The organism is Streptomyces cylindrosporus (genome assembly GCF_022698165.1).
Lineage (GTDB): Bacteria > Actinomycetota > Actinomycetes > Streptomycetales > Streptomycetaceae > Streptomyces > Streptomyces cylindrosporus.
Genome location: NZ_JALDAY010000010.1, coordinates 439,598 through 461,011, shown reverse-complemented (window position 1 = coordinate 461,011; position 21,414 = coordinate 439,598). Strand labels below are relative to the sequence as shown.

General features: G+C 70.8%; 20 protein-coding genes. 4 read left to right on the top strand and 16 right to left on the bottom strand.

The window, feature by feature from the left end:
- From secD to pgsA, 12 genes are all read right to left on the bottom strand, one after another.
- On the bottom strand, positions 1-1,779 hold the full coding sequence (secD, locus tag MQP27_RS32950) for a protein translocase subunit SecD (RefSeq protein ID WP_242771147.1): 1,779 nt from the start codon (positions 1,777-1,779) through the stop codon (positions 1-3).
- A gap of 133 nt (positions 1,780-1,912) precedes the next feature.
- On the bottom strand, positions 1,913-2,404 hold the full coding sequence (gene yajC / locus MQP27_RS32945; protein ID WP_372511372.1) for a preprotein translocase subunit YajC: 492 nt from the start codon (positions 2,402-2,404) through the stop codon (positions 1,913-1,915).
- Between the two features lie 187 nt (positions 2,405-2,591).
- Positions 2,592-3,662, bottom strand: coding sequence for a Holliday junction branch migration DNA helicase RuvB (gene ruvB, locus MQP27_RS32940; protein WP_242771126.1), 1,071 nt, complete (start codon positions 3,660-3,662; stop codon positions 2,592-2,594).
- A gap of 32 nt (positions 3,663-3,694) precedes the next feature.
- The gene (ruvA, locus tag MQP27_RS32935; protein ID WP_242771107.1) at positions 3,695-4,300 is read right to left on the bottom strand and encodes a Holliday junction branch migration protein RuvA; all 606 of its coding nucleotides are present in this window, start codon (positions 4,298-4,300) and stop codon (positions 3,695-3,697) included.
- Entirely contained in the window at positions 4,297-4,836 is a 540-nt protein-coding gene (gene ruvC, locus MQP27_RS32930; protein WP_242771104.1) for a crossover junction endodeoxyribonuclease RuvC, read from the bottom strand. Before ruvC ends, ruvA begins: the two co-directional genes overlap by 4 nt.
- A 122-nt stretch (positions 4,837-4,958) precedes the next feature.
- Positions 4,959-5,711, bottom strand: coding sequence for a YebC/PmpR family DNA-binding transcriptional regulator (locus MQP27_RS32925; protein WP_242771088.1), 753 nt, complete (start codon positions 5,709-5,711; stop codon positions 4,959-4,961).
- A gap of 52 nt (positions 5,712-5,763) precedes the next feature.
- Positions 5,764-6,366 (bottom strand): pyridoxal 5'-phosphate synthase glutaminase subunit PdxT, encoded by a 603-nt coding sequence (gene pdxT / locus MQP27_RS32920; protein WP_242771085.1) that lies wholly within the window; start codon positions 6,364-6,366, stop codon positions 5,764-5,766.
- On the bottom strand, positions 6,366-7,271 hold the full coding sequence (gene pdxS, locus MQP27_RS32915) for a pyridoxal 5'-phosphate synthase lyase subunit PdxS (RefSeq protein ID WP_308290023.1): 906 nt from the start codon (positions 7,269-7,271) through the stop codon (positions 6,366-6,368). Before pdxS ends, pdxT begins: the two co-directional genes overlap by 1 nt.
- A 347-nt stretch (positions 7,272-7,618) precedes the next feature.
- Positions 7,619-8,161, bottom strand: a complete 543-nt coding sequence (locus tag MQP27_RS32910) for a LemA family protein (RefSeq protein ID WP_242771083.1) — start codon at positions 8,159-8,161, stop codon at positions 7,619-7,621.
- A gap of 63 nt (positions 8,162-8,224) precedes the next feature.
- Complete coding sequence (locus tag MQP27_RS32905; RefSeq protein WP_242771081.1) at positions 8,225-9,397, bottom strand: glycosyltransferase family 4 protein; 1,173 nt, start codon at positions 9,395-9,397, stop codon at positions 8,225-8,227.
- Positions 9,394-10,302 (bottom strand): phosphatidylinositol mannoside acyltransferase, encoded by a 909-nt coding sequence (locus tag MQP27_RS32900; protein WP_242771079.1) that lies wholly within the window; start codon positions 10,300-10,302, stop codon positions 9,394-9,396. The genes MQP27_RS32905 and MQP27_RS32900 overlap by 4 nt, the downstream gene beginning before the upstream one ends.
- A complete protein-coding gene (gene pgsA / locus MQP27_RS32895) occupies positions 10,299-11,042 on the bottom strand; it encodes a phosphatidylinositol phosphate synthase (protein ID WP_242771282.1) in 744 nt (247 codons plus the stop codon). The genes MQP27_RS32900 and pgsA overlap by 4 nt, the downstream gene beginning before the upstream one ends.
- A gap of 217 nt (positions 11,043-11,259) precedes the next feature.
- Here pgsA and MQP27_RS32890 point away from each other — a divergent pair, with 217 nt between their 5' ends.
- Positions 11,260-13,458: an elongation factor G-like protein EF-G2 gene (locus MQP27_RS32890; protein ID WP_242771077.1), complete on the top strand. Its 2,199-nt coding sequence runs from the start codon at positions 11,260-11,262 to the stop codon at positions 13,456-13,458.
- A gap of 182 nt (positions 13,459-13,640) precedes the next feature.
- The gene (locus MQP27_RS32885; RefSeq protein WP_242771075.1) at positions 13,641-15,302 is read left to right on the top strand and encodes an AbeC-like domain-containing protein; all 1,662 of its coding nucleotides are present in this window, start codon (positions 13,641-13,643) and stop codon (positions 15,300-15,302) included.
- Positions 15,303-15,309: 7 nt separating this feature from the next.
- On the opposite strand, the gene MQP27_RS32880 is transcribed toward MQP27_RS32885, so the two are convergent.
- Positions 15,310-15,870, bottom strand: a complete 561-nt coding sequence (locus tag MQP27_RS32880; protein WP_242771073.1) for an HIT family protein — start codon at positions 15,868-15,870, stop codon at positions 15,310-15,312.
- 67 nt (positions 15,871-15,937) lie between these two features.
- Between MQP27_RS32880 and MQP27_RS32875 the strand changes: the two genes are divergently transcribed.
- Positions 15,938-16,594: a potassium channel family protein gene (locus tag MQP27_RS32875; RefSeq protein ID WP_242771071.1), complete on the top strand. Its 657-nt coding sequence runs from the start codon at positions 15,938-15,940 to the stop codon at positions 16,592-16,594.
- 29 nt (positions 16,595-16,623) lie between these two features.
- Here MQP27_RS32875 and thrS read toward each other — a convergent pair whose 3' ends face one another.
- The 3 genes from thrS to MQP27_RS32860 all read right to left on the bottom strand — a co-directional run bounded on the left by thrS (position 16,624) and on the right by MQP27_RS32860 (position 20,509).
- Entirely contained in the window at positions 16,624-18,600 is a 1,977-nt protein-coding gene (gene thrS, locus MQP27_RS32870; protein WP_242771069.1) for a threonine--tRNA ligase, read from the bottom strand.
- Between the two features lie 110 nt (positions 18,601-18,710).
- Positions 18,711-19,946, bottom strand: coding sequence for a hypothetical protein (locus MQP27_RS32865; protein ID WP_242771043.1), 1,236 nt, complete (start codon positions 19,944-19,946; stop codon positions 18,711-18,713).
- Positions 19,943-20,509, bottom strand: a complete 567-nt coding sequence (locus MQP27_RS32860; RefSeq protein ID WP_242771040.1) for a DUF4365 domain-containing protein — start codon at positions 20,507-20,509, stop codon at positions 19,943-19,945. Before MQP27_RS32860 ends, MQP27_RS32865 begins: the two co-directional genes overlap by 4 nt.
- A gap of 169 nt (positions 20,510-20,678) precedes the next feature.
- Here MQP27_RS32860 and MQP27_RS32855 point away from each other — a divergent pair, with 169 nt between their 5' ends.
- Complete coding sequence (locus tag MQP27_RS32855) at positions 20,679-21,404, top strand: 3'-5' exonuclease (protein WP_242771037.1); 726 nt, start codon at positions 20,679-20,681, stop codon at positions 21,402-21,404.
- Positions 21,405-21,414 lie beyond the last annotated feature (10 nt).

The window sequence follows — 21,414 nt, the reverse complement described above, 5'->3', positions numbered from 1 at the left end:
TCACGCCTCCTTCGGGTCGACGGGGGCGGAACGGCGGGTGCGGCGCAGCGGTGGTTTGGCGCCGAGGGCCTTCGGGTCCAGGCCGGACCACTTGTGGCCCTGCGCGAAGAACTTCCGGCGGGCGAGGATCGTCATCAGCGGCTTGGTGAACAGGAAGACGACGACCACGTCGAGCACGGTGGTCAGGCCGAGGGTGAACGCGAAGCCCTGGACCTTGCCGACGGTCACGATGAACAGCACCGCGGCGGCGAGGAACGACACGAAGTCGGAGACCAGGATGGTGCGCCGGGCGCGCGGCCAGGCCCGCTCGACGGCCGGGCGCAGCGAGCGGCCCTCGCGGATCTCGTCCCTGATGCGTTCGAAGAACACGATGAACGAGTCCGCGGTGATACCGATCGCGACGATCGCGCCGCAGACGGCCGGCAGGTTCAGCGCGAAGCCGATGGCCGGGCCGAGCAGCGCCATGATCACATAGGTGAGGATCGCGGAGACCAGCAGCGACGGGATGGCGATGACCGACAGGCCGCGGTAGAAGATCAGCAGGTAGATGACGACCAGCGCGAGGCCGATGGCGCCCGCGATCAGGCCGGCGTGCAGCTGCTCGCCGCCGAGCGCGGCGGTCACCGTGGTGACGCTGTCCTCCTTGAAGGTCAGCGGCAGGGCGCCGTACGACAGCATGTTGGCGAGGCTCTGCGCCTCTTCCTGGGTGAAGCTGCCGGAGATCTCCGCGCTGCCGCCGGTGAGCGCCTCGCTGACCGAGGGGTCGGAGACGACGTCACCGTCGAGGACGATGGCGAACTGGTTCTGCGGCGACTGGTTCTGCGCGAGCTGTCCGGTGATGGTGCCGAACTTCTTGGTGCCCTTGCTCGTGAAGTCCATGGTGACGGTCCAGCCGGCGGCGGTCGTCGTGTTGAAGACGGCCTGGGCCTTCTTCACGTCGGTGCCGTCGACCGCGGCGGGGCCGAGGATGTACTTCTGCCACTGGCCCGCCGAGTTCTGGCCGCAGGCGACGGTGGAGTCGGTGGGCTTGACGCCCTTGCCGGCGGTGGCGCGGACCGACTTCTTGGTGCAGTCCAGGGCGGTGTACTGCGCCTCCAGCTTGGCGGCCTCGGCGCTGGTGGCGGAGCTGCTGCTCGCGGACGGGGAGGCGCTCGCCGACGCGCTGGAGGAGGCCTTCGCACTGGCGGTGGCGCTGGGCGTCGAGTCGGCCTTCAGGGCGTCCGTGACGGCGCGGCCCTGGGAGGTGGCGGTGGCCGACGCGGAGGACGACGAGGTCGCCTTGTCGGTGGCCTTCTCGGACGAGCTGCTGGAGGGGCTGCTCGACGCGCTGCCGGAGGCGCTCGGCGACGGGGTGGCCGTGGCCGCCGCGCCGGAGAGCTCGGTGGCGATCACCGGGCGGAAGTACAGCTTGGCGGTGGTGCCGACCTGCTGGCGCGCTTCCTTGGAGTTCGTGCCCTTGGGGATGTTGACGATGATGTTCTTGTCGCCCTGGGTCTGAACCTCGGCCTCCGAGACACCAAGACCATTGACACGGCGGTTCATGATGTCGACCGCGGTGTCCATGTTGGTCTTGTTGATCGCGGATTCCTGGCCCTTCTCCGGGACCGCCCGCAGCGTGATGCTCGTACCACCGGCCAGGTCGATGCCCAGCCGCGGTGTGGTGTGTCCGGAGGCGAACATTCCGCCGGTGAGCGCCACGATGGCGATCAGGATGAGGGCCAGCGAGCGCCCCGGCTTGCTCTGGGCGCTCGCGCTCCGGCCCTTTTTAGGTGCTGCCACCTTCTCGTACTCCCTCTCGGGCCGCTCCGCGCCGGGTCAGCGCGGTGGCGGCCATGACATGGTGTCGGGATCCCCGTGTGCGAGATGCGCACGTCCAGGGGCGCGCGGGGTCGGCCGCACGTCCCTGGAGTGACTACTTCGCCTCGGAGTCGCCGTCGGTCTTCTTCGGCTCCTCGTCCGACTTCGCCTCGGCGGCGACGGTCTCGTCGGCCGAGTCCTCGGGCGCGTCCTTCTTGCCGAGGTCGACGGACTTGTCGTCGGAGGCGGCGGCAGCTTCGTCGGCGGAGTCGTCGGTCTCGGTGAGGGAGGAGGCGTCGTCCGGGACGACGTCGGAGTCGGACTTCAGGTCGTGCTCGATGCCGTGCACGATGCGGTTGTACTCGTCGTCGCTGAGCACGGAACCGATGGCGTTCTTCGCGAAGAGGAGGTCGACGCCCGGGCCGGCGTCGAGGAGGACCGTGTCCTCGTTGACCTCCTTGACCGTCGCGTACATGCCCCCGATCGTGCGGACGCCGCTGCCGGGCTGCATCTCGTTGCGCATCTGGGCGGCCTGCTGCTGCTTGCGCTTGGCCGAACGAGTCATGAGGAACATGGCCCCGATGAGCACGATGAACGGGAGGAGCATGGTGATATTCACGGGACGGAGTTTCCTTCGCACGACCGCGATGGAGAGCGGCCTCATGGATGGGGGTATGTATACCGCCGACAAAGGCGGCATCGGCGGAGTCTAAGCGAGTCCGCGCGCATGGAACAACGCTCAGCATGGCACCTGGGTTCCTGACCCGGCCAATGCCCGCGCCGTCACAATGGCATCACGTCCCGAACAGGTCCTGTTGTCCGTTTCCTGTGCCCGCGGAGCGGGGCGGGGTGAGGCCGAGATGCGCCCACGCGGCGGGGGTGCCGACCCGTCCGCGCGGGGTCCGCGCGAGCAGTCCTTCCCGTACGAGGAAGGGCTCGGCGACCTCTTCGACGGTCTCGCGCTCCTCCCCCACCGCCACGGCGAGGGTGGACAGGCCCACCGGGCCGCCGCCGAACAGCTTGAGCAGGGCCTCCAGGACGGCGCGGTCGAGCCGGTCCAGGCCGCGGGCGTCGACCTCGTAGACCTTGAGCGCGGCGGCCGCGATGTCGCGGGTGATGAGTCCGTCGGCCTTGACCTGGGCGTAGTCGCGCACCCGGCGCAGCAGGCGGTTGGCGATGCGGGGCGTGCCCCGGGAGCGGCCGGCGATCTCGGCGGCGCCGTCGGCCTCGATCTCCACGTCGAGGAGGTTCGCGGAGCGGTGGATGACGCGCTCCAGCTCGGCGGGCTCGTAGAACTCCATGTGCGCGGTGAAGCCGAAGCGGTCGCGCAGCGGGGGCGGCAGCAGGCCCGCGCGCGTGGTGGCGCCGACCAGGGTGAACGGGGGCAGTTCGAGGGGGATGGCGGTGGCGCCGGGGCCCTTGCCGACGATGACGTCGACGCGGAAGTCCTCCATCGCCATGTACAGCATCTCCTCGGCCGGCCGCGACATGCGGTGGATCTCGTCGAGGAAGAGGACCTCGCCCTCCTGGAGGGAGGAGAGGATCGCGGCCAGGTCGCCGGCGTGCTGGATGGCGGGGCCGCTGGTGATGCGGATCGGGGCGCCCATCTCGGCCGCGATGATCATCGAGAGGGTGGTCTTGCCGAGGCCGGGGGCGCCGGAGAGCAGCACGTGGTCGGCGGTGGCGCCACGCGCGCGTGCGGCGCGCAGCACCAGGTCGAGCTGCTCGCGGACCTTCTCCTGGCCGATGAACTCGTCCAGGTCCTTGGGACGCAGGGCGGCCTCGACGGCCTGGTCCTCACGGTCGGCGACAGAACCGACCAGCCGCTCGGGGGCGGGGGCGTCGGCCGGGTCGTCCCAGTTCACTGCGGTCTCCTAGCTGGGGTGGCGCGAGTCGGTCAGCGGGCGCGGTTGAGGGTCTGCAGGGCGGCCTTGAGGAGTTGGCCGACCTGCGGGGTGCCCTCGGCGGCCTCCGCCTGCGGTGTCACGGCGGCGACGGCCTCGTCGGCCTCGCGGGTGGCGTAGCCGAGGCCGATGAGGGCGGCGTGCAGCTGCTCGCGCCAGCCCTGGGTGACGGGAGCTCCGATCGCGGGGGCGCCGACGGGCTCGCCGAGGCGGTCCCTGAGCTCCAGGAGCAGCTTCTGGGCGCCCTTCTTGCCGATACCGGGGACGGCGGTGAGGGCCTTCTCGTCGCTGGTGGCGATGGCCCGGCGCAGGGCGTCCGGGCTGTGCACGGCGAGCATCGCCTGGGCCAGGCGCGGGCCGACCCCGCTCGCGGTCTGCAGCAGCTCGAAGACCTGGCGCTCGTCGTCGTCCACGAAGCCGTACAGCGTGAGGGAGTCCTCGCGGACCACGAGGGAGGTGTGCAGCTTGGCGGGCTGTCCGATGCGGAGCGTGGACAGCGTGTTCGGCGTGCACTGCACGGCCATGCCGACACCGCCGACCTCGACCACGGCGGCATCGGGGGCGAGTGCGGCGACCGTGCCGCTGACGAAGGCGATCATGCCGTACGGCCTTTCAGTGCTTTCGCGGTGTGCAGGGCCACGGCCTGCTGGAGTCGGTTCTGCGCGGGGGCGCGCCAGATGTGGCAGATGGCGAGCGCGAGGGCGTCGGCGGCGTCGGCCGGCTTCGGGGGTGCGTCAAGCCGGAGCAGGCGGGTGACCATGGCGCCGACCTGGGCCTTGTCGGCGCGGCCGCTGCCGGTGACGGCGGCCTTGACCTCGCTGGGGGTGTGCAGGGCGACGGGGATGCCGCGCCGGGCGGCGCAGAGCATGGCGACGGCGCTGGCCTGCGCGGTGCCCATCACGGTCCGTACGTTGTGCTGGCTGAACACCCGCTCCACGGCGACGAATTCGGGCCGGTGCTCGTCCAGCCACTGCTCGATGCCCTGCTCGATCGCGACGAGCCGGTGCCCCAACTCGGCGTCCACGGGCGTGCGTACGACACCGACGCCGACCATCGTGAGCGGCCGGCCCGCGACTCCCTCGACGACGCCCACGCCGCACCGCGTCAGACCGGGATCCACGCCCAGTACGCGCACGGCCCCTCCCCTCGGTGATCTTTGACTTCACGCCAGGCTAGCCGCTGCCACCGACAACGGCGGCGGGCCGGTGGGACGTGTTGTCCCACCGGCCCGCCGAAACCGCTCAGCCCGTGGCGGCGCTACGCGTCGACCTTCTCCATGACCTCGTCGCTGACGTCGAAGTTGGCGAAGACGTTCTGCACGTCGTCGCTGTCCTCGAGCGCGTCGATCAGCTTGAAGATCTTGCGCGCGCCCTCCTCGTCCAGCTCGACCTGCATGGTCGGGACGAAGTTGGCGTCGGCCGAGTCGTAGTCGATGCCGGACTCCTGGAGCGCGGTGCGGACCGCGACCAGGTCGGTGGCCTCGGAGAGCACCTCGAAGGACTCGCCCAGGTCGTTGACCTCCTCGGCACCGGCGTCGAGCACGGCGCCCAGGACGTCGTCCTCGGACAGGTCGCCCTTGGGGACGATCACCACGCCCTTGCGGTTGAACAGGTACGACACGGAGCCCGGGTCGGCCATGGAGCCGCCGTTGCGGGTCATCGCGACGCGCACGTCGGAGGCGGCGCGGTTACGGTTGTCGGTGAGGCACTCGATGAGCACCGCGACACCGTTCGGGCCGTAGCCCTCGTACATGATCGTCTCGTAGTTGGCGCCACCGGCCTCCAGGCCGGCGCCGCGCTTGACCGCCGAGTCGATGTTCTTGTTCGGGACCGACTGCTTCTTGGCCTTCTGGATGGCGTCGTAGAGCGTCGGGTTACCGTCCACGTCGGCGCCGCCCATGCGGGCCGCGACCTCGATGTTCTTGATCAGCTTCGCGAAGAGCTTGCCGCGCTTGGCGTCGATCACGGCCTTCTTGTGCTTCGTCGTAGCCCATTTAGAGTGGCCGGACATCTGCCTGTCTCCTTCGCGTAACCCATCCAAACAACGAACGCCAGAGATCCTACTAGGACTCGGACGCCCGGTTGGCGTGCACCATGTCGACGAACAGGGCGTGCACACGGTGGTCGCCGGTCAGTTCCGGGTGGAACGACGTGGCGAGCGCGTTGCCCTGGCGGACCGCGACGATGTGGCCGTCGTGCTCGGCGAGCACCTCGGTCTCGGCGCCGACGGACTCGACCCAGGGGGCGCGGATGAACACGCCCTCTACAGCATCGCCCGCGATTCCCCTGACGTCGACCGCCGCTTCGAAGGACTCGTTCTGCCGGCCGAAGGCGTTGCGGCGCACGATCATGTCGATGCCGCCGATCGTCTCCTGGCCCGAGCGCGGGTCGAGGATCTTGTCGGCGAGCATGATCAGGCCGGCGCAGGTGCCGTACACGGGCATTCCGGCCCGCACGCGCGCGCGTAGCGGCTCCATGACGCCGAACAGGACGGCCAGCTTGGAGATGGTGGTGGACTCGCCGCCGGGGATGACGAGGGCGTCCACCTCGGCGAGTTCCTCGGGGCGCCTGACCGGCCTGGCCACGGCGTCGGCCGCGGCCAGGGCGATGAGGTGCTCCCGTACGTCGCCCTGGAGTGCGAGCACTCCGACCACGGGATCGGTCATCACCAGCCTCGGTTCGCGTAACGCTCGGCCTCGGGGAGGGTGTCGCAGTTGATGCCGACCATGGCCTCGCCGAGGTTGCGGGACGCGTCCGCGATGATCTTGGGATCGTCGTAGAAGGTGGTCGCCTTGACGATGGCGGCGGCGCGCTTGGCGGGGTCGCCGGACTTGAAGATGCCGGAGCCGACGAAGACGCCCTCGGCGCCGAGCTGGCGCATCAGCGCGGCGTCGGCGGGGGTGGCGACGCCACCGGCGGAGAACAGCACGACCGGGAGCTTGCCGAGCTCGGCGACCTCCTTGACCAGCTCGAACGGGGCGCGCAGCTCCTTGGCGGCGGCGTAGATCTCGTTGTTGTCGCAGCCCCGCAGCTTGGCGATCTCGCCCTTGATCTGGCGCAGGTGGCGGACGGCCTCGACGACGTTGCCGGTGCCGGCCTCGCCCTTGGAGCGGATCATGGCCGCGCCCTCGGCGATGCGGCGCAGGGCCTCACCGAGGTTGGTGGCGCCGCACACGAAGGGGGTTGTGAAGGCCCACTTGTCGGAGTGGTTGACCTCGTCGGCCGGGGTGAGGACCTCGGACTCGTCGATGTAGTCGACGCCGAGGGACTGCAGCACCTGGGCCTCGACGAAGTGGCCGATGCGGGACTTGGCCATGACCGGGATCGAGACGGCGTCGATGATGCCCTCGATCATGTCCGGGTCGGACATCCGGGCCACGCCGCCGTCCTTGCGGATGTCGGCCGGGACCCGCTCCAGGGCCATGACGGCGACGGCGCCCGCGTCCTCGGCGATCTTCGCCTGCTCCGGGGTGACGACGTCCATGATCACGCCGCCCTTGAGCTGCTCGGCCATGCCGCGCTTCACTCGGGCGGTGCCGGTCTCGGGGGCCTGGTTGTCGATGATGGACACGGGTGACCTCACTGAAGTGAAAGAGGATTTCTACGAACACCGAGGAAACGCGAGTGGACCAGTCCACGGCAAGGGCCAATGAGCAGCCGGTGGATCCTTTTCACGCGGCCGCCCCTAGGGCCTGTCCGGCGGATCAGGCCGGCGTCGCGGGGTCTGGCACGCGCTCCCCCAGAGGGGGTACCCCCAGCGGCGTTGTCGTCGGTCGCCGACGTCCCCCAGCCTTCGGCCGGGAGGTGCCCCCACCGCGTCGACTCCCTCCTCCGCCTTGCAGCTGCACGCACCAGACCCCGCTCGGCTTGGCCAGGAAGCACCGTTTCTTGCAGCCGGCCCGATCCACCGGACAGGCCCTAGGCCGCCCGCTCGACCAGGGCCGTCGGTGGTTCGTCGTCCATCTCGAAGGCCATCGGGAAGGGGGCGTGGCCGGCCAGCCGGAACCAGCGGACCTTGCGGTGCTCGCGGAGTCGGCGGGCCGCGCCGACCGCGTCGTTGTGGAAGCGCCGGGCCATCGGGACCCGCCGTACGGCCTCGGTGAGCTCGTGGGCCGCCGCGTCTCCCCCGGGCGCCTCCCGGACGGCCTCCACCTGCTGGGCCTCTCCGAAGACCGCGCGCAGCGCCTGGCTCAACTCGCTCTCGGCGACCTCCCGTTGCTCCTCCTCGGCCTGCCGGGCGGCGTGCGCGGCCTCGTACAGGACGATCGACGCGGCCGGGTCCAGGACGCCGGAGGTGGCCAGTTCCTGGGCCACGGAGGCGCGTCGCAGCAGCTGGGCGTCGAGGGCGGCGCGGGCGGCGTCGATCCGGGCGTGCAGGCGGTCGAGACGGCCCGCGGTCCAGCTCAGATACAGGCCGATCGCGACCAGAACGACGAGGATCCAGATGAGGGTTGGGGTCACGGGCGCACACATTACGCGCCGCCGGAGCGGGCGGGATCATGCCCCGGCGGCCGAGGCGTCGGGTCAGTCCCGCGCCAGCCCGAACCGCGCCCGCAGCCCCTGCCCCCGCTCGTCGTCGTCCGCGGCGGCCACCGCCGCCATCCCGTCCGTCACCGTCTCGTACACCGACAGGATGTCCGCGCCGACGGTCGACCAGTCGAAGCGCCGCACGTGCGCGCTCCCGCGCTCCCGCAGCTCGGCCCGCCGCTCCGGATCGCCGAGCAGCCGTACGGCCGCCGCGGCCAGCGCCTGGGGGTCCTCGTTGGCGAACAGCTCGCCCGCCGCACCCTGGTCGAGGACCTGTGCGAAGGCGTCCAGGTCGGAGGCGAGCACCGGGGCGCCCGCCGACATCGCCTCGACCAGGATGATGCCGAAGCTCTCGCCGCCGGTGTTGGGGGCGACGTACAGGTCGACGCTGCGCAGGAAGCGGGCCTTGTCCTCGTCGCTGACCATGCCCAGGAACTCGACGCGGGAACGGAGTTCGGCGGGCAGCGACTCGACCGCCTCCTCCTCGTCGCCGCGGCCGGCCACCAGCAGCCGCGTCTGCGGGCGCTCGGCGAGGATCCGCGGGAGGGCCTTCATCAGGACCGGCAGGCCCTTGCGGGGCTCGTCGATGCGGCCGATGAAGCCGATGGTGTCGCCCTGCCACTCGGGCTTGGGCTCGGCCTCGGCGAAGAAGTCGACGTCCACGCCGTTCGGGATCACCACCGCGTCGCCGCCGAGGTGTTCGACGAGCGTGCGGCGGGCGTACTCGCTCACCGCGATCCGCGCGCTGATCTTCTCCAGGGCCGCCTGGAGGATCGAGTACGCGGCGATCATCGCGCGCGAGCGGGGGTTGGAGGTGTGGAAGGTGGCGACGATCGGGCCGGAGGCCGCCCAGCAGGTCAGCAGGCCGAGCGAGGGCGAGGTCGGCTCGTGGATGTGGACGACGTCGAACCGGCCGTCGTGCAGCCAGCGGCGCACCCTGGCCGCCGACAGGAAGCCGAAGTTGAGGCGGGCGACCGAGCCGTTGTACGGCACCGGGACCGCGCGCCCCGCCGAGACGACGTACGGCGGCAGCGGGGTGTCGTCGTCCGCCGGGGCGAGGACGGAGACCTCGTGCCCCAGGCGGATGAAGTACTCGGCGAGGTCGCGGATGTGGAACTGGACGCCGCCCGGCACGTCCCAGGAATACGGGCAGACGATGCCGATCCTCACGAGGGCCCCTTACCGGGGTCGAGGTCCTTGAGCCACAAGCGCTGGAGCATGTGCCAGTCCTCCGGATGGTCGGCGATCCCCGTGGCGAAGGCATCGGCCAGCGCCTGTGTCATGACAGACGTCTTCTCGGCCCGGTTGCCTGTCTCGGGGACCTCGATCGGGGGATGCACTCGTCCCTGCATGACGGGCGAGTCGTCGTACCAGAGCGTGACCGGGAGCAGGAGTGCGCCGGTCTGCTGGGCGAGGAGGGCAGGGCCGGCCGGCATCCGGGTGGCCTCGCCGAAGAACCGCACCTCGACGCCCGAGGACGACAGGTCGCGCTCGGCCACCAGGCAGACCAGGCCGCCGTCGCGCAGCCGCCGGGCCAGGGTGCCGAAGGCGGTGCCACCGCTGTGCGGGAGGACCTCCATGCCGAGGCCCTCGCGGTAGGCGACGAAACGGTCGTACAGCGTCTCGGGCTTGAGGCGCTCGGCGACCGTGGTGAAGGGGGTTTCGAGCGCGGTGGTGACCCAGGCGCCGGCCAGGTCCCAGTTGGCCATGTGCGGCAGGGCGAGGATGACGCCCTTGTCGGAGGCGATCCCGTCGGTGAGGTGGTGCACGTCCTTGGGGTCGAAGCCGCCCCTGATGCGCTCGGCGCTCCAGGCGGGCAGCCGGAAGGACTCCATCCAGTAGCGCAGGTACGAGCGCATTCCCGCGCGCGAGAGCTCGGCCAGCCGCTCCGGGCTCGCGTCGGGCAGCACGCGCGCGTAGTTGCTCTCCAGGCGCCGCACGCCCTTGCCGCGGCGCTTCCAGGCGAGGTCGGCGATGGTCCGCCCGAGGCGCACGGCGGCGGGCTCGGGGAGCTTCTTCACCGTGCTCCAGCCGAGTCCGTACAGCCCGTCCGTGAGCTGATCGCGGAGACTCACTTCGCCGCCTCCCTCCCCTGGGAGGCATTCTCGCTCTCCTGGGCGGCCGCGGCTGCCTCGGCTTCGGCCGATTCCCGGCGGACCGTGACCACCCGCTGGACCAGCGTGACCAGGCTGCCCACGGCGACGATCCACAGGGCGACGGGCAGCAGGTACTGGATGCCGGGCACGCCGAACTTGTGCAGGCCCGCGAAACCGGCCGCGACCAGCGAGATCACCAGGCGCTCGGCACGCTCGACCAGGCCGTTGACGGCGACCGGAAGGCCGATCGACTCGCCGCGGGCCTTGGTGTACGAGACCACCTGGCCGCTGGCCAGGCAGAAGATGGAGACCGCGCACAGTGCGATGTCGTCGCCGCCACCGGCGTACCAGAGGGCGAAGCCGCCGAAGATCGCGCCGTCGGCGACCCGGTCGAGGGTGGAGTCCAGGAAGGCGCCCCAGCGGCTGGAGCGGCCCAGCTGGCGGGCCATGTTGCCGTCGACGAGGTCGGAGAACACGAACAGCGTGATCACGACCGTGCCCCAGAAGAACTCACCCATGGGGTAGAAGACCAGTGCGCCCGCGACCACTCCGGCGGTGCCCAGGAGCGTGACCGTGTCGGGGCTGACGCCCCGGCGGATGAGAAACGCGGCGAACGGTGTGAGGACACGCGTGAAGAATGCACGCGCGTACTTGTTCAGCATGGCCTTCCCGACGGTCGGTGTGGCCGCGCGGCCCCTGCTGGCCACCGGCTGGCCCATCGTAGCCACGCGCGCGTGTGTACGACGTCCGGGCACCCGTGGGCCCATGTCACGACCGCACGGCATACGGGTAACGGCGGGATCGCGTCGCCCGTATGGACGCACCGTGACGGGAGTGGAAAGCTCGAAGGACCGCGGGCGTCATCGGAGCCGCCACCGCACGCGGCCCGGCATGCCCGCGCCCACAGAGACCTCACCGTGCACGGGAGGCAAGGCCATGGGCGACAAGGCAAGCGCACACCCCGGAGCCGCCGGCAGGGCTACAGCGGCCGACCACCCCGCGTCCGTACGGAATGTGGTGCTGGTCGGCCACTCCGGATCGGGCAAGACGACATTGGTGGAAGCTCTCGCGCTGACGGCGGGGGCGGTGAACCGGGCGGGCCGTGTGGAGGACGGCGGCACCGTCTCGGACTACGACGAGATCGAGCACCGGCAGAACCGCTCGGTGCAGCTCTCCCTGGTGCCGGTGGAATGGGACGGCATCAAGGTCAACCTTCTCGACACCCCCGGATACGCCGACTTCGTCGGGGAGCTGAGGGCCGGTCTGCGAGCGGCGGACGCGGCCCTTTTCGTCGTCTCGGCCGCCGACGGCGTGGACGGCTCGACCCGCATGGTGTGGGAGGAGTGCGCCGCGGTGGGCATGCCGCGGGCGATCGTGATCACGCATCTGGAGGCGGCCCGCGCCGACTTCGAGGAGATGACCCGGACCTGCGCGGAGGCCTTCGGCGGGGACGACCCCGACGCCGTGCTCCCGCTCTACCTGCCGCTGCACGGCCCGCAGGGCCCCGACGGGCACGCGCCCGTGACGGGGCTGACCGGGCTGCTGTCGCAGAAGCTGTTCGACTACTCCTCCGGCGAGCGCAAGGAGTCCGAGCCGGGCGAGGACCAGCTGCCGGGGATCGAGGAGGCCCGCAACCGGCTGATCGAGGGGATCATCTCGGAGAGCGAGGACGAGACCCTCATGGACCGCTACCTCGGCGGCGAGCAGATCGACTTCAAGACACTCGTGGAGGACCTGGAGCGGGCCGTGGCGCGCGGGGTCTTCTTCCCGGTCCTGGCCGCCGCCCCCGCGGCCGAGGGCGCCAGGCAGGGGCTCGGCACGGTCGAGCTGCTGGAGCTGATCACGGGCGGCTTCCCGACGCCGTTCGAGCACCCCACGCCGGGTGTCACGACCATCGACGGCAAGCCGCGCGAGATCAAGGCCTGCGACACGTCCGGTCCGCTGGTCGCCGAGGTCGTGAAGACGGCGTCCGACCCGTACGTGGGCCGGGTCTCGCTGGTGCGCGTCTTCTCGGGCACCCTGCGCCCCGACGAGACGGTGCACGTCTCGGGCCACGGGCTGTCCGACCGCGGGCACGAGGACCACGACGTCGACGAACGCGTCGGCGCGCTGTCCACGCCCTTCGGCAAGCAGCAGCGCCCGGTGACGCACGCCATCGCCGGCGACCTGGTGTGCGTGGCCAAGCTGGTCCGCGCGGAGACCGGGGACACCCTGTCGGCCAAGGACGACCCGCTGCTGATGGAGCCGTGGGAGATGCCCGACCCGCTGCTGCCGCTCGCCATCCAGGCGCACAGCAAGGCGGACGAGGACAAGCTCTCCATGGGGCTGTCCCGGCTGGTCGCCGAGGACCCGACCATGCGGCTCGAACAGAACCAGGACACCCACCAGGTGGTGCTGTGGTGCCTGGGCGAGGCGCACGCGGACGTGGCGCTGGAACGGCTGCGCAGCCGCTACGGCGTCCAGGTCGACGTCGTACCGCACAAGGTGTCCCTGCGGGAGACCTTCGCCGGGAAGTCGGCCGGGCGCGGGCGGCATGTGAAGCAGTCCGGCGGGCACGGGCAGTACGCCATCTGCGAGATCGAGGTGGAGCCGCTGCCCGGCGGCTCGGGCATCGAGTTCGTGGACAAGGTGGTCGGCGGCGCGGTGCCGCGGCAGTTCATCCCCTCGGTCGAGAAGGGCGTACGGGCCCAGGCCGCCAAGGGAGTTGCGGCCGGTTACGCGCTCATCGACGTGCGGGTGACCCTGCTCGACGGCAAGGCGCACTCCGTGGACTCCTCGGACGCGGCCTTCCAGACGGCGGGCGCGCTGGCACTGCGGGAGGCGGCGGCCGACGCCAAGATCCACCTGCTGGAGCCGGTGGCCGAGGTGACCGTGCTGGTCGGCGACGACTACGTGGGCGCCGTGATGAGCGATCTGTCCGGGCGGCGGGGCCGGGTGCTGGGCACGGAACAGACCAGCGGCGGCCGCACCCTGATCCGGGCCGAGGTGCCCGAGATCGAGATCGGGCGGTACGCCGTGGACCTGCGCTCCCTGTCGCACGGCACCGCGCGTTTCAACCGCAGTTACGCGCGGCACGAGCCGATGCCGACGCAGATCGCCGAAAGGATCCGTGAAGAGGCGCGCGACGCCTCGTAGTTGGGATTCCACGTCGGCGGGCGGCTTCGGCCGTCCGCCGACGAATGTCAGTGGCTGCGGATACTCTGATGACGTGATCAAGTTGTCACGGGATCACCGCGATGACCTGATCAACAGGTGTGCGGAGCAAGGAAGTCGGGAAGAGCCGCAGAGGCGACGTCCGACGGCGATCGGGGGCGGGAATGACCGTTGAGAGCGGCTACGGGGACATCTTCGGCCCGCAGGTGCCCCGCACCGGCGACGAGGGGCAGACGGCGACGTACGCCCTGGCGTCGGCCGCCTACCGGGACAACCCGGTCGCGGACATAAAGAAGGCCGACAACGAGTGGCACCAGACCGAGGTCAAGCCGGGCCGCCCCTGGGCGAAGATCTTCCGGCCGAACCTGGGCGAGGCCTACTCCCGGGCGGTCGCGGACCGCATGATCGGGCCCGGCCGCAAGCCGCTGATCCAGTCCTTCGGCGCCGAACCGCAGGTCGTCGTGGAGCACGCGCTCGCGGCGAACAACATCCGCAAGGACCGGGACAACCGGCTCTCGATCGTCATGGTGCTGTGCGGGCTGCTGTTCCTGCCCGGGCTCCTGGTCTGGCTGCTGATCTTCCAGATCCGTACGACCGTCGCCAAGCGCGAGGACAAGCGGGCCGGCGCACTGGCGACGACCCTGCTGGTGGCGGTGGGCGCGCTCGCGGTGCTCTTCCTGATCAAGATGCCGTTCACCGGCTTCTGGGCGTGGTACGCGCGTGCGTGCGTCGTCATGCCGGTCATCGGCTGGTTCTGGGCCAAGCAGATCTGCGAGCGCACGGCGAAGGACCTGCGCGAGCGCTGGGACAGCCTGCTGGCCGGCAGCAGCGTCGGCGCCAAGGTGCCCGAGGCGGTGCCGACCAGCCCCGGTGAGACCAAGGCGGACGCGCTGCGCCAGTCCCTGGCCAAGCTCGCCGCCGAGCAGCAGTCGAACTCCGTGTTCTACGCCGGGCCCAAGGGCATCCTCGGCATGGGCACGCGCTGGGGCAGCTGGCAGCTCGCGGAGGATCTGGTCTCGGCCGACCCGACGCGGGAGATCCACCCGTTCCGCAGCTGGGACGTGATCCGGGCGATCCACGACGACCTGCGCATGCTGGAGCGCAACACCATCAACACCGGTGGTTTCCCGACCCCTTCGGTACGGCACTGGATCGTCACGCCGATCGGGGAGGGCGCGAAGGCGGTGTCCCGTCCCGAGGGCACCGACGTGGAGGCGTACCAGGTCAAGTCGCACGCGATACAGGACATCTGCAACAAGCAGCAGTTCGGGGCGGGTGACCGGCACTACCTGGGCGTGCAGTGGACGCTGTGGGACGGGCAGCTGGTCATCACCATGATGATCACGGTGACCGTGCTGCACCAGACGCTGCGCATCGAGATCACCGGGCATGCGCTGGGTCCGGTCAACTCACTGTTCACCAGCAAGCCGGAGGCGCCCACGAAGGAGGTCCAGAAGTCCTTCAAGCCGTGGGAGACCCGGAAGGTGGCCCTTCCCCTGGTCAACACCGACGAGGTCGTACGGCTGGCCGTGCGGGCGCCGATCAGCTGGTACCCGCCGCTGCTCAACTGGCTCGGCGGCACGATAGGCCTGCCCGAGCCGTTCGGCCTGCGGCACGCGTGGGCGGATCAGCCCTGGCGGCACCGCTTCATGGCGGACGACGCGCTGCGGGCGGCCACGCCGGTGCTGCGGGTCGTGCACGCGGCGGCGATACGGGTGCTCGCGGAGAACGGCGTGGACACGGAGAAGTTCGGCACGAGGTCGGCGTTCCTGTCGACGAACGTCCAGGACGCGTCGCCCAGGAAGGCCGACGTCTACGACGCGTGAGCGGACGTCACTCGCTGGGCCAGGCCTCCGCCAGCATCTTCCTGGTGTCCGCCAGCAGCTGTGGCAGCACCCGTGTGTGGCCCACCACCGGCATGAAGTTCGTGTCGCCGCCCCAGCGAGGGACGATGTGCTGGTGGAGGTGGGCCGCGATGCCGGCGCCGGCGACCGTGCCCTGGTTCATGCCGATGTTGAAGCCGTGGGCGCCGGAGGCGGTGCGCAGGGCCGTCATCGCCTGCTTGGTGAGGGCCGCCAGCTCGATCGTCTCCGCGTCCGTGAGGTCCGTGTAGTCGGCGACGTGGCGGTAGGGCACGACCATGAGGTGGCCGCCGTTGTAGGGGTAGAGGTTCAGCACGCCGTAGACGTGCTCGCCGCGGCGGACGACCAGCCCGTCCTCGTCGGACTTGGCCGGGATCGAGCAGAAGGGGCAGCCGTCGTCGGCACCGGGGCCGGTCGGCTTGTTCTCACCCTGGATGTACGCCATCCGATGGGGCGTCCACAGACGCTGGAAGGCGTCCTGGATCCCCACTCCCAACTGCTGCTCCGGCTCACTCGTCATGAAGTGCAGCATATGGCGTCGCCCGTTCGCGGCGTGTCGGCGGGGTTGCGGGAAAAGCCGGCCGGGCGAAGCTGGGGCAGTGGACGATGACAGTCGAGTGGCCCGCTGGCAGCAGCGCACCGAGCTGCCGCTGGCGCTGGCGTCGCTGGCCTTCCTCGCCTCGTACGCGGTCCGGGTCCTGGCCCCCGGTCTGCACGACGCGTGGCAGGACCTGTGCCTCGCGGTACTGCTGACCTCCTGGGCGCTCTTCGCCGTCGACTACGCGGTGTCCTGGCGGCTGAGCGGGCAGCGGCTGCGCTTCGTGCGGACGCACTGGCTGGACACGGTGGTGCTGCTGCTGCCGCTGCTGCGGCCGCTGCGGATCGTCCGGGTCTACGAGGCCGTGCAGCGCCGGCACGGCAGGCCGCGGCTCGCCCTGCACGCGCGGGTGATCGCGTACTCCGGGCTGGCGACGGTACTGCTCGGCTTCGCCGGTGCCCTCGCCGTCTACCAGCAGGAACGCGGGGCACCGGGCGCGTCGATGCGGACGTTCGGGGACGCCGTGTGGTGGACCTGCGCGACCCTCACGACCGTGGGGTACGGGGACATCACCCCGGTGACGGGGCTGGGCCGGCTGATCGCGGTCGGGATGATGGCCATCGGCCTGGCCCTGCTCGGCGCGGTGACGGGCACCTTCGCCTCCTGGCTGCTGCAGGTCTTCGCGCGGGAGGACGACAAGAGGCCCCCGGGAAGCTGACGTCCCGGGGGCCTCGGATCCGTACCGGATCAGACCTGCGCGCGCTCCTCGACGACCTTCACGATCTTCGCGATGGCCTCGTCGAACGGGATGCCGTTCTCCTGCGAGCCGTCGCGGTAGCGGAAGGACACCGAGTTGTTGGACATGTCCTCGTCGCCCGCGATGACCATGAAGGGCACCTTCTGCTTCTGGGCGTTGCGGATCTTCTTCTGCATGCGGTCGGAGGAGGAGTCCACCTCGACCCGCAGGCCCTTCTTCCTGGCCTCGGCGGCGAACTTCTCCAGGAACTCCACGTGCCCGTCGCCGATCGGGATGCCGACCGCCTGGACCGGGGCCAGCCACGCCGGGAAGGCGCCCGCGTAGTGCTCCAGGAGGACGGCGAAGAAGCGCTCGATGGAGCCGAACAGCGCGCGGTGGATCATGACCGGGCGCTGCTTGGAGCCGTCGGGGCCGGTGTACTCGAGGTCGAAGCGCTCGGGCAGGTTGAAGTCGAGCTGGATCGTCGACATCTGCCAGGTGCGGCCGATCGCGTCCTTGGTCTGGACGGAGATCTTCGGGCCGTAGAAGGCGGCGCCGCCCGGGTCCGGGACCAGCGGCAGGCCCTGCTTCTCGGCGACCTGGCGCAGCGTCTCCGTGGCCTCCTCCCAGACCTCGTCGGTGCCGACGAACTTCTCCGGGTCCTTGGTGGACAGCTCCAGGTAGAAGTCGGTCAGGCCGTAGTCGCGCAGCAGGCCGAGGACGAAGGTGAGCGTCTTGTCGAGCTCCTCCGACATCTGCTCACGGGTGCAGTAGATGTGCGCGTCGTCCTGCGTGAAGCCGCGGGCGCGGGTGAGGCCGTGCACGACGCCCGACTTCTCGTACCGGTACACGGTCCCGAACTCGAAGAGGCGCAGCGGCAGTTCGCGGTAGGAGCGGCCGCGCGCGTCGAAGATCAGGTTGTGCATCGGGCAGTTCATGGGCTTGAGGTAGTAGTCCACGCCCTCGTCGAGCTGCATGGGCGGGTACATGCCGTCGGCGTACCAGTCCAGGTGCCCGGACGTCTCGAAAAGCTTCCCCTTCGTGGCGTGCGGGGTGTAGACGAACTCGTAGCCCTCCTCCTCGTGCCGGCGGCGCGAGTAGTCCTCCATGACCCGGCGGATGATGCCGCCCTTGGGGTGGAAGACGGCGAGGCCGGAGCCGATCTGCTCGGGGATCGAGAACAGGTCGAGTTCGCTGCCCAGCTTGCGGTGGTCGCGCTTCTCGGCCTCGGCGAGGAAGCCGAGGTACGCCTTCAGCTCGTCCTTGGAGGGCCAGGCGGTGCCGTAGATGCGCTGGAGCATCGGGTTCTTCTCGCTGCCGCGCCAGTAGGCGGCCGCGTTGCGCATCAGCTTGAACGCCGGGATCAGGCGAGTCGAGGGCAGGTGGGGGCCGCGGCAGAGGTCCTTCCAGCACAGCTCGCCGGTCTTGGCGTCCAAGTTGTCGTAGATCGTCAGCTCACCGGCGCCGACCTCCACGTCCGCGCCGTCGTCGTGCGACGCCGAGCCCTTGAGACCGATCAGTTCGAGCTTGTACGGCTCGTTCGCGAGCTCCTCGCGGGCGGCCTCGTCGGTCACCACACGGCGGGAGAACTTCTGCCCCCGCTTCTGGATCTCCTGCATCTTCTTCTCGATGGCCTTGAGATCCTCGGGCGTGAACGGCTTCTCGACGTCGAAGTCGTAGTAGAAGCCGTCCTTGACCGGCGGGCCGATGCCCAGCTTGGCCTCGGGGAAGATCTCCTGGACGGCCTGGGCCATCACGTGCGCGGTGGAGTGGCGCAGGATGCCCAGCCCGTCCTCGGAGGTGATCTCCACCGGCTCCACGACCTCGCCCTCGGCCGGCGAGTAGGCGAGGTCCTTGAGCTCACCGGCCACCCGGGCGGCGATGATCGAGCGCTCGCCGGCGAAGAGCTCGGCGGCCGTAGTGCCCGTCGTCACCACGCGCTCTTCCCGCTCGGAATCGCGTTGGATGATCACACGGACGTCTGACACCGGTCTCTCCTGACTGAAGGTGGGTGCGGCGCCATACCAGGAGCGCGCGCAATAGGGGATCGTACCGACCCCGACCCGCCGACCGCGAAACGGTCACCCACAGTCGGGGCTCAGTCGCAGTCGTCCCCGCTGCACGCCTCCTCGAAGAAGTCCAGGTTCTCGTGCAGCGACTTCATCAGCCGGTCCCGCTCCGCCTCGTCCACCTGCACCGGTACGACCCCGGAGGCGCCGGTCAGCCGCCGGAAGCCGCCCCGGCTCTCCAGCCGCCCGTGCACCCGCACCGGCAGCCCCACGAGGTGGGCGTGGCCGGCGATGCGGTAGTCCTCCTCGTCCAGGGTGATGCGCACGTGCGGTATCTCGGCCCCGGCGATCACCCGCAGCCGTACGCTGCCGTCGCCGCGCGTCCCCGACCTGCGCAGTCGTACCACCGTGCCGGTGATCCGGACGGGCACGGACGGTTCGTCGCGCAGATAGCGGGCGCCGGCCTCGCGCAGCACGGGCAGGTCGCCCGGCGAGAACTCGACGGGTTCGGCGGTGGCCGCGCAGTCCTCGGGCACCCCGGCGGCCGGCGCCCACTGCACGCCGATCCGGGCGCCCTCTGTGCCGCGCACGAGGGCGATCAGCGCCTCGGTGAGCTCCCGGCTGACGCCGGCCTCGACGGCGCCGTCGAAGGCGTCCATGCCGCCGGTGGCCCGCTGGTAGTCGATGGCCTCGCGGGCCGCGTACAGCGCCTGGTGGAGGCGTACGGCGAGCGGGCGCCCCGTGCCGACGGGCACGAAGGCGGTCAGGCGGTCGCCGCCGGTCGCGGAGCCGACCAGGACGTTCTCCAGTTGCGCGGCGGCGGCGCGGCGGTGCCGGGCGCCGTAGTAGCCCGCACGCGCGCGCGTGGCGAGCGCGCCCGCGAGCAGCATCTGGCGGGCGGCGGCGCGCAGTTGCTCCTCGACGACCCAGGGCGCGGAGTCGGCCGGGCCGGTCGGCACATCCCGCCACCAGCGGATCTCGTCGCTGGGCACGGCGAGCCCGACCAGCACCTCGCGGGCGGAGGGCGTGCCGCTGCGGGACAGGGCGACGAGCGCCTCGCCGAGCAGGTCGTCGCTGTCGGGAAAGGCCCGACTCTCCGGTACGAGCAGGCTCGTGCCGCTGCCGCCGGGCCCCGGTGGGGTCCAGCGGCCGTAGCGGCCGGCGGCGCCGCCGCGGCGCTGCCAGCCGTGCCGGTGCAGCAGGGCGCTCAGCACGGCCGGGTCGACCTCGTCGGGCTCGGGGGGCCGGTGCCAGGCCGCGGCGGCGATGTCGTCGGGGTGCGGCCGCACCGGCCGCAGTGGCTCCTCCAGGGGGCGGTGCGTCATGGTCTGCCTCCCGTACCGACCCGCGTCATGATCTCGCACAGCGCCCGGTCGTCGAAGATGCGTGAGGTCGGTATCCGTACGGTGGTCCGGGTCCGGCCGGTGATCGGGTGCCCGGCGAGGTTGACCCAGTAGCAGCAGTGGCGCAGGTCGAGCCGGTCGTGCCCGGCTCTGAGCCACTGGTCCTGGGACCGGGGGACGATCATCACGACGAGGATCTTGTGCACCGAGACGGGCGTGCGCGCGAGCTTGCGCAGATGGTCGTTGTCCAGCGTGAAGGAGAAGAAGCGTCCGGGTGGGTTGGGCGCGATCTGGTACGTGCACTTCAGCTGCACCTTGATGGTCACCTCGTCGTCGACGGTGTGCCCGGGTGAGCCGTGACTGACGTGCCAGTCGATGCCGTTGTCCGGAAAGGGTTGCGACAGCGAGCAGCCGGCCGCCGCGGCGACGGCGTGCAGATATCCCACCTGCAGTGTCTCCATGCAGGCGGTGGTGGCGAGTGTGCCGCGAAGGGGGCCCGTGCGTTCGGGCAGCAGCCCGCCCCGCTCGGGCTGCGCTATCGCCATGACCAAACAGCCTTCCAAGCCAAGTGAATCCCCGCGTCGGGCCGCTGAACTGCAAAGACCCGTACTCCTGTTGTGTCCTTCCGGCGTAGTGCGCAAACAGCCCGGGTATCACCAAACAGGCAGAAGACGGGACGTCAGCTGCCGTGGGTGAACGAGGAGTTGTGTAGGCATGACGTGCTGGTACGAGGGACCCCTGGCCGCTTTCGACACGGAGACCACGGGCGTTGACGTCGAGACCGACCGGATAGTGTCGGCCGCCGTCGTCGTCCAGGACGCCCCGGGCACCCGGCCCCGGGTGACCCGCTGGCTGGTCAACCCGGGTGTGCCGGTCCCCGAAGGGGCGACGGCGGTGCACGGGCTGACGGACGAACACCTGCAGCGCAACGGCCGCTGGCCGGCGCCGGTGATGTACGAGATAGCGGAGGAGCTGGCCGAACAGGCGGCGATGGCACGCCCGTTGGTCGTGATGAACGCGCCCTTCGACCTGACCCTGCTCGACCGCGAGCTGCGCCGCCATCGCGCCTCCTCGCTGGACCGCTGGTTCGAGGGGTCGGCGCTGCGGGTGCTCGATCCCCGGGTCCTGGACAAGCACCTCGACCGCTACCGCAAGGGCCGCCGCACCCTGGCCGACCTGTGCGCCCACTACGGCGTGACGCTGGAGGGCGCGCACGACGCGGGGGCCGACGCCCTGGCCGCGCTGGACGTCGTACGAGCGCTGGGGCGCCGTTTCGCGGCCCGCCTCGAACGTCTCTCCCCCGCCGAGCTGCACGCCCTGCAGACGACGTGGCACGCGGCCCAGGCGCGCGGTCTGCAGGCCTGGTTCACCAAGAGCGGCACACCGGAGATCGTGAACACCGAGTGGCCGCTGCGGCCGGACCTGCCGGCCGCCGCATGACAAAGGCCGG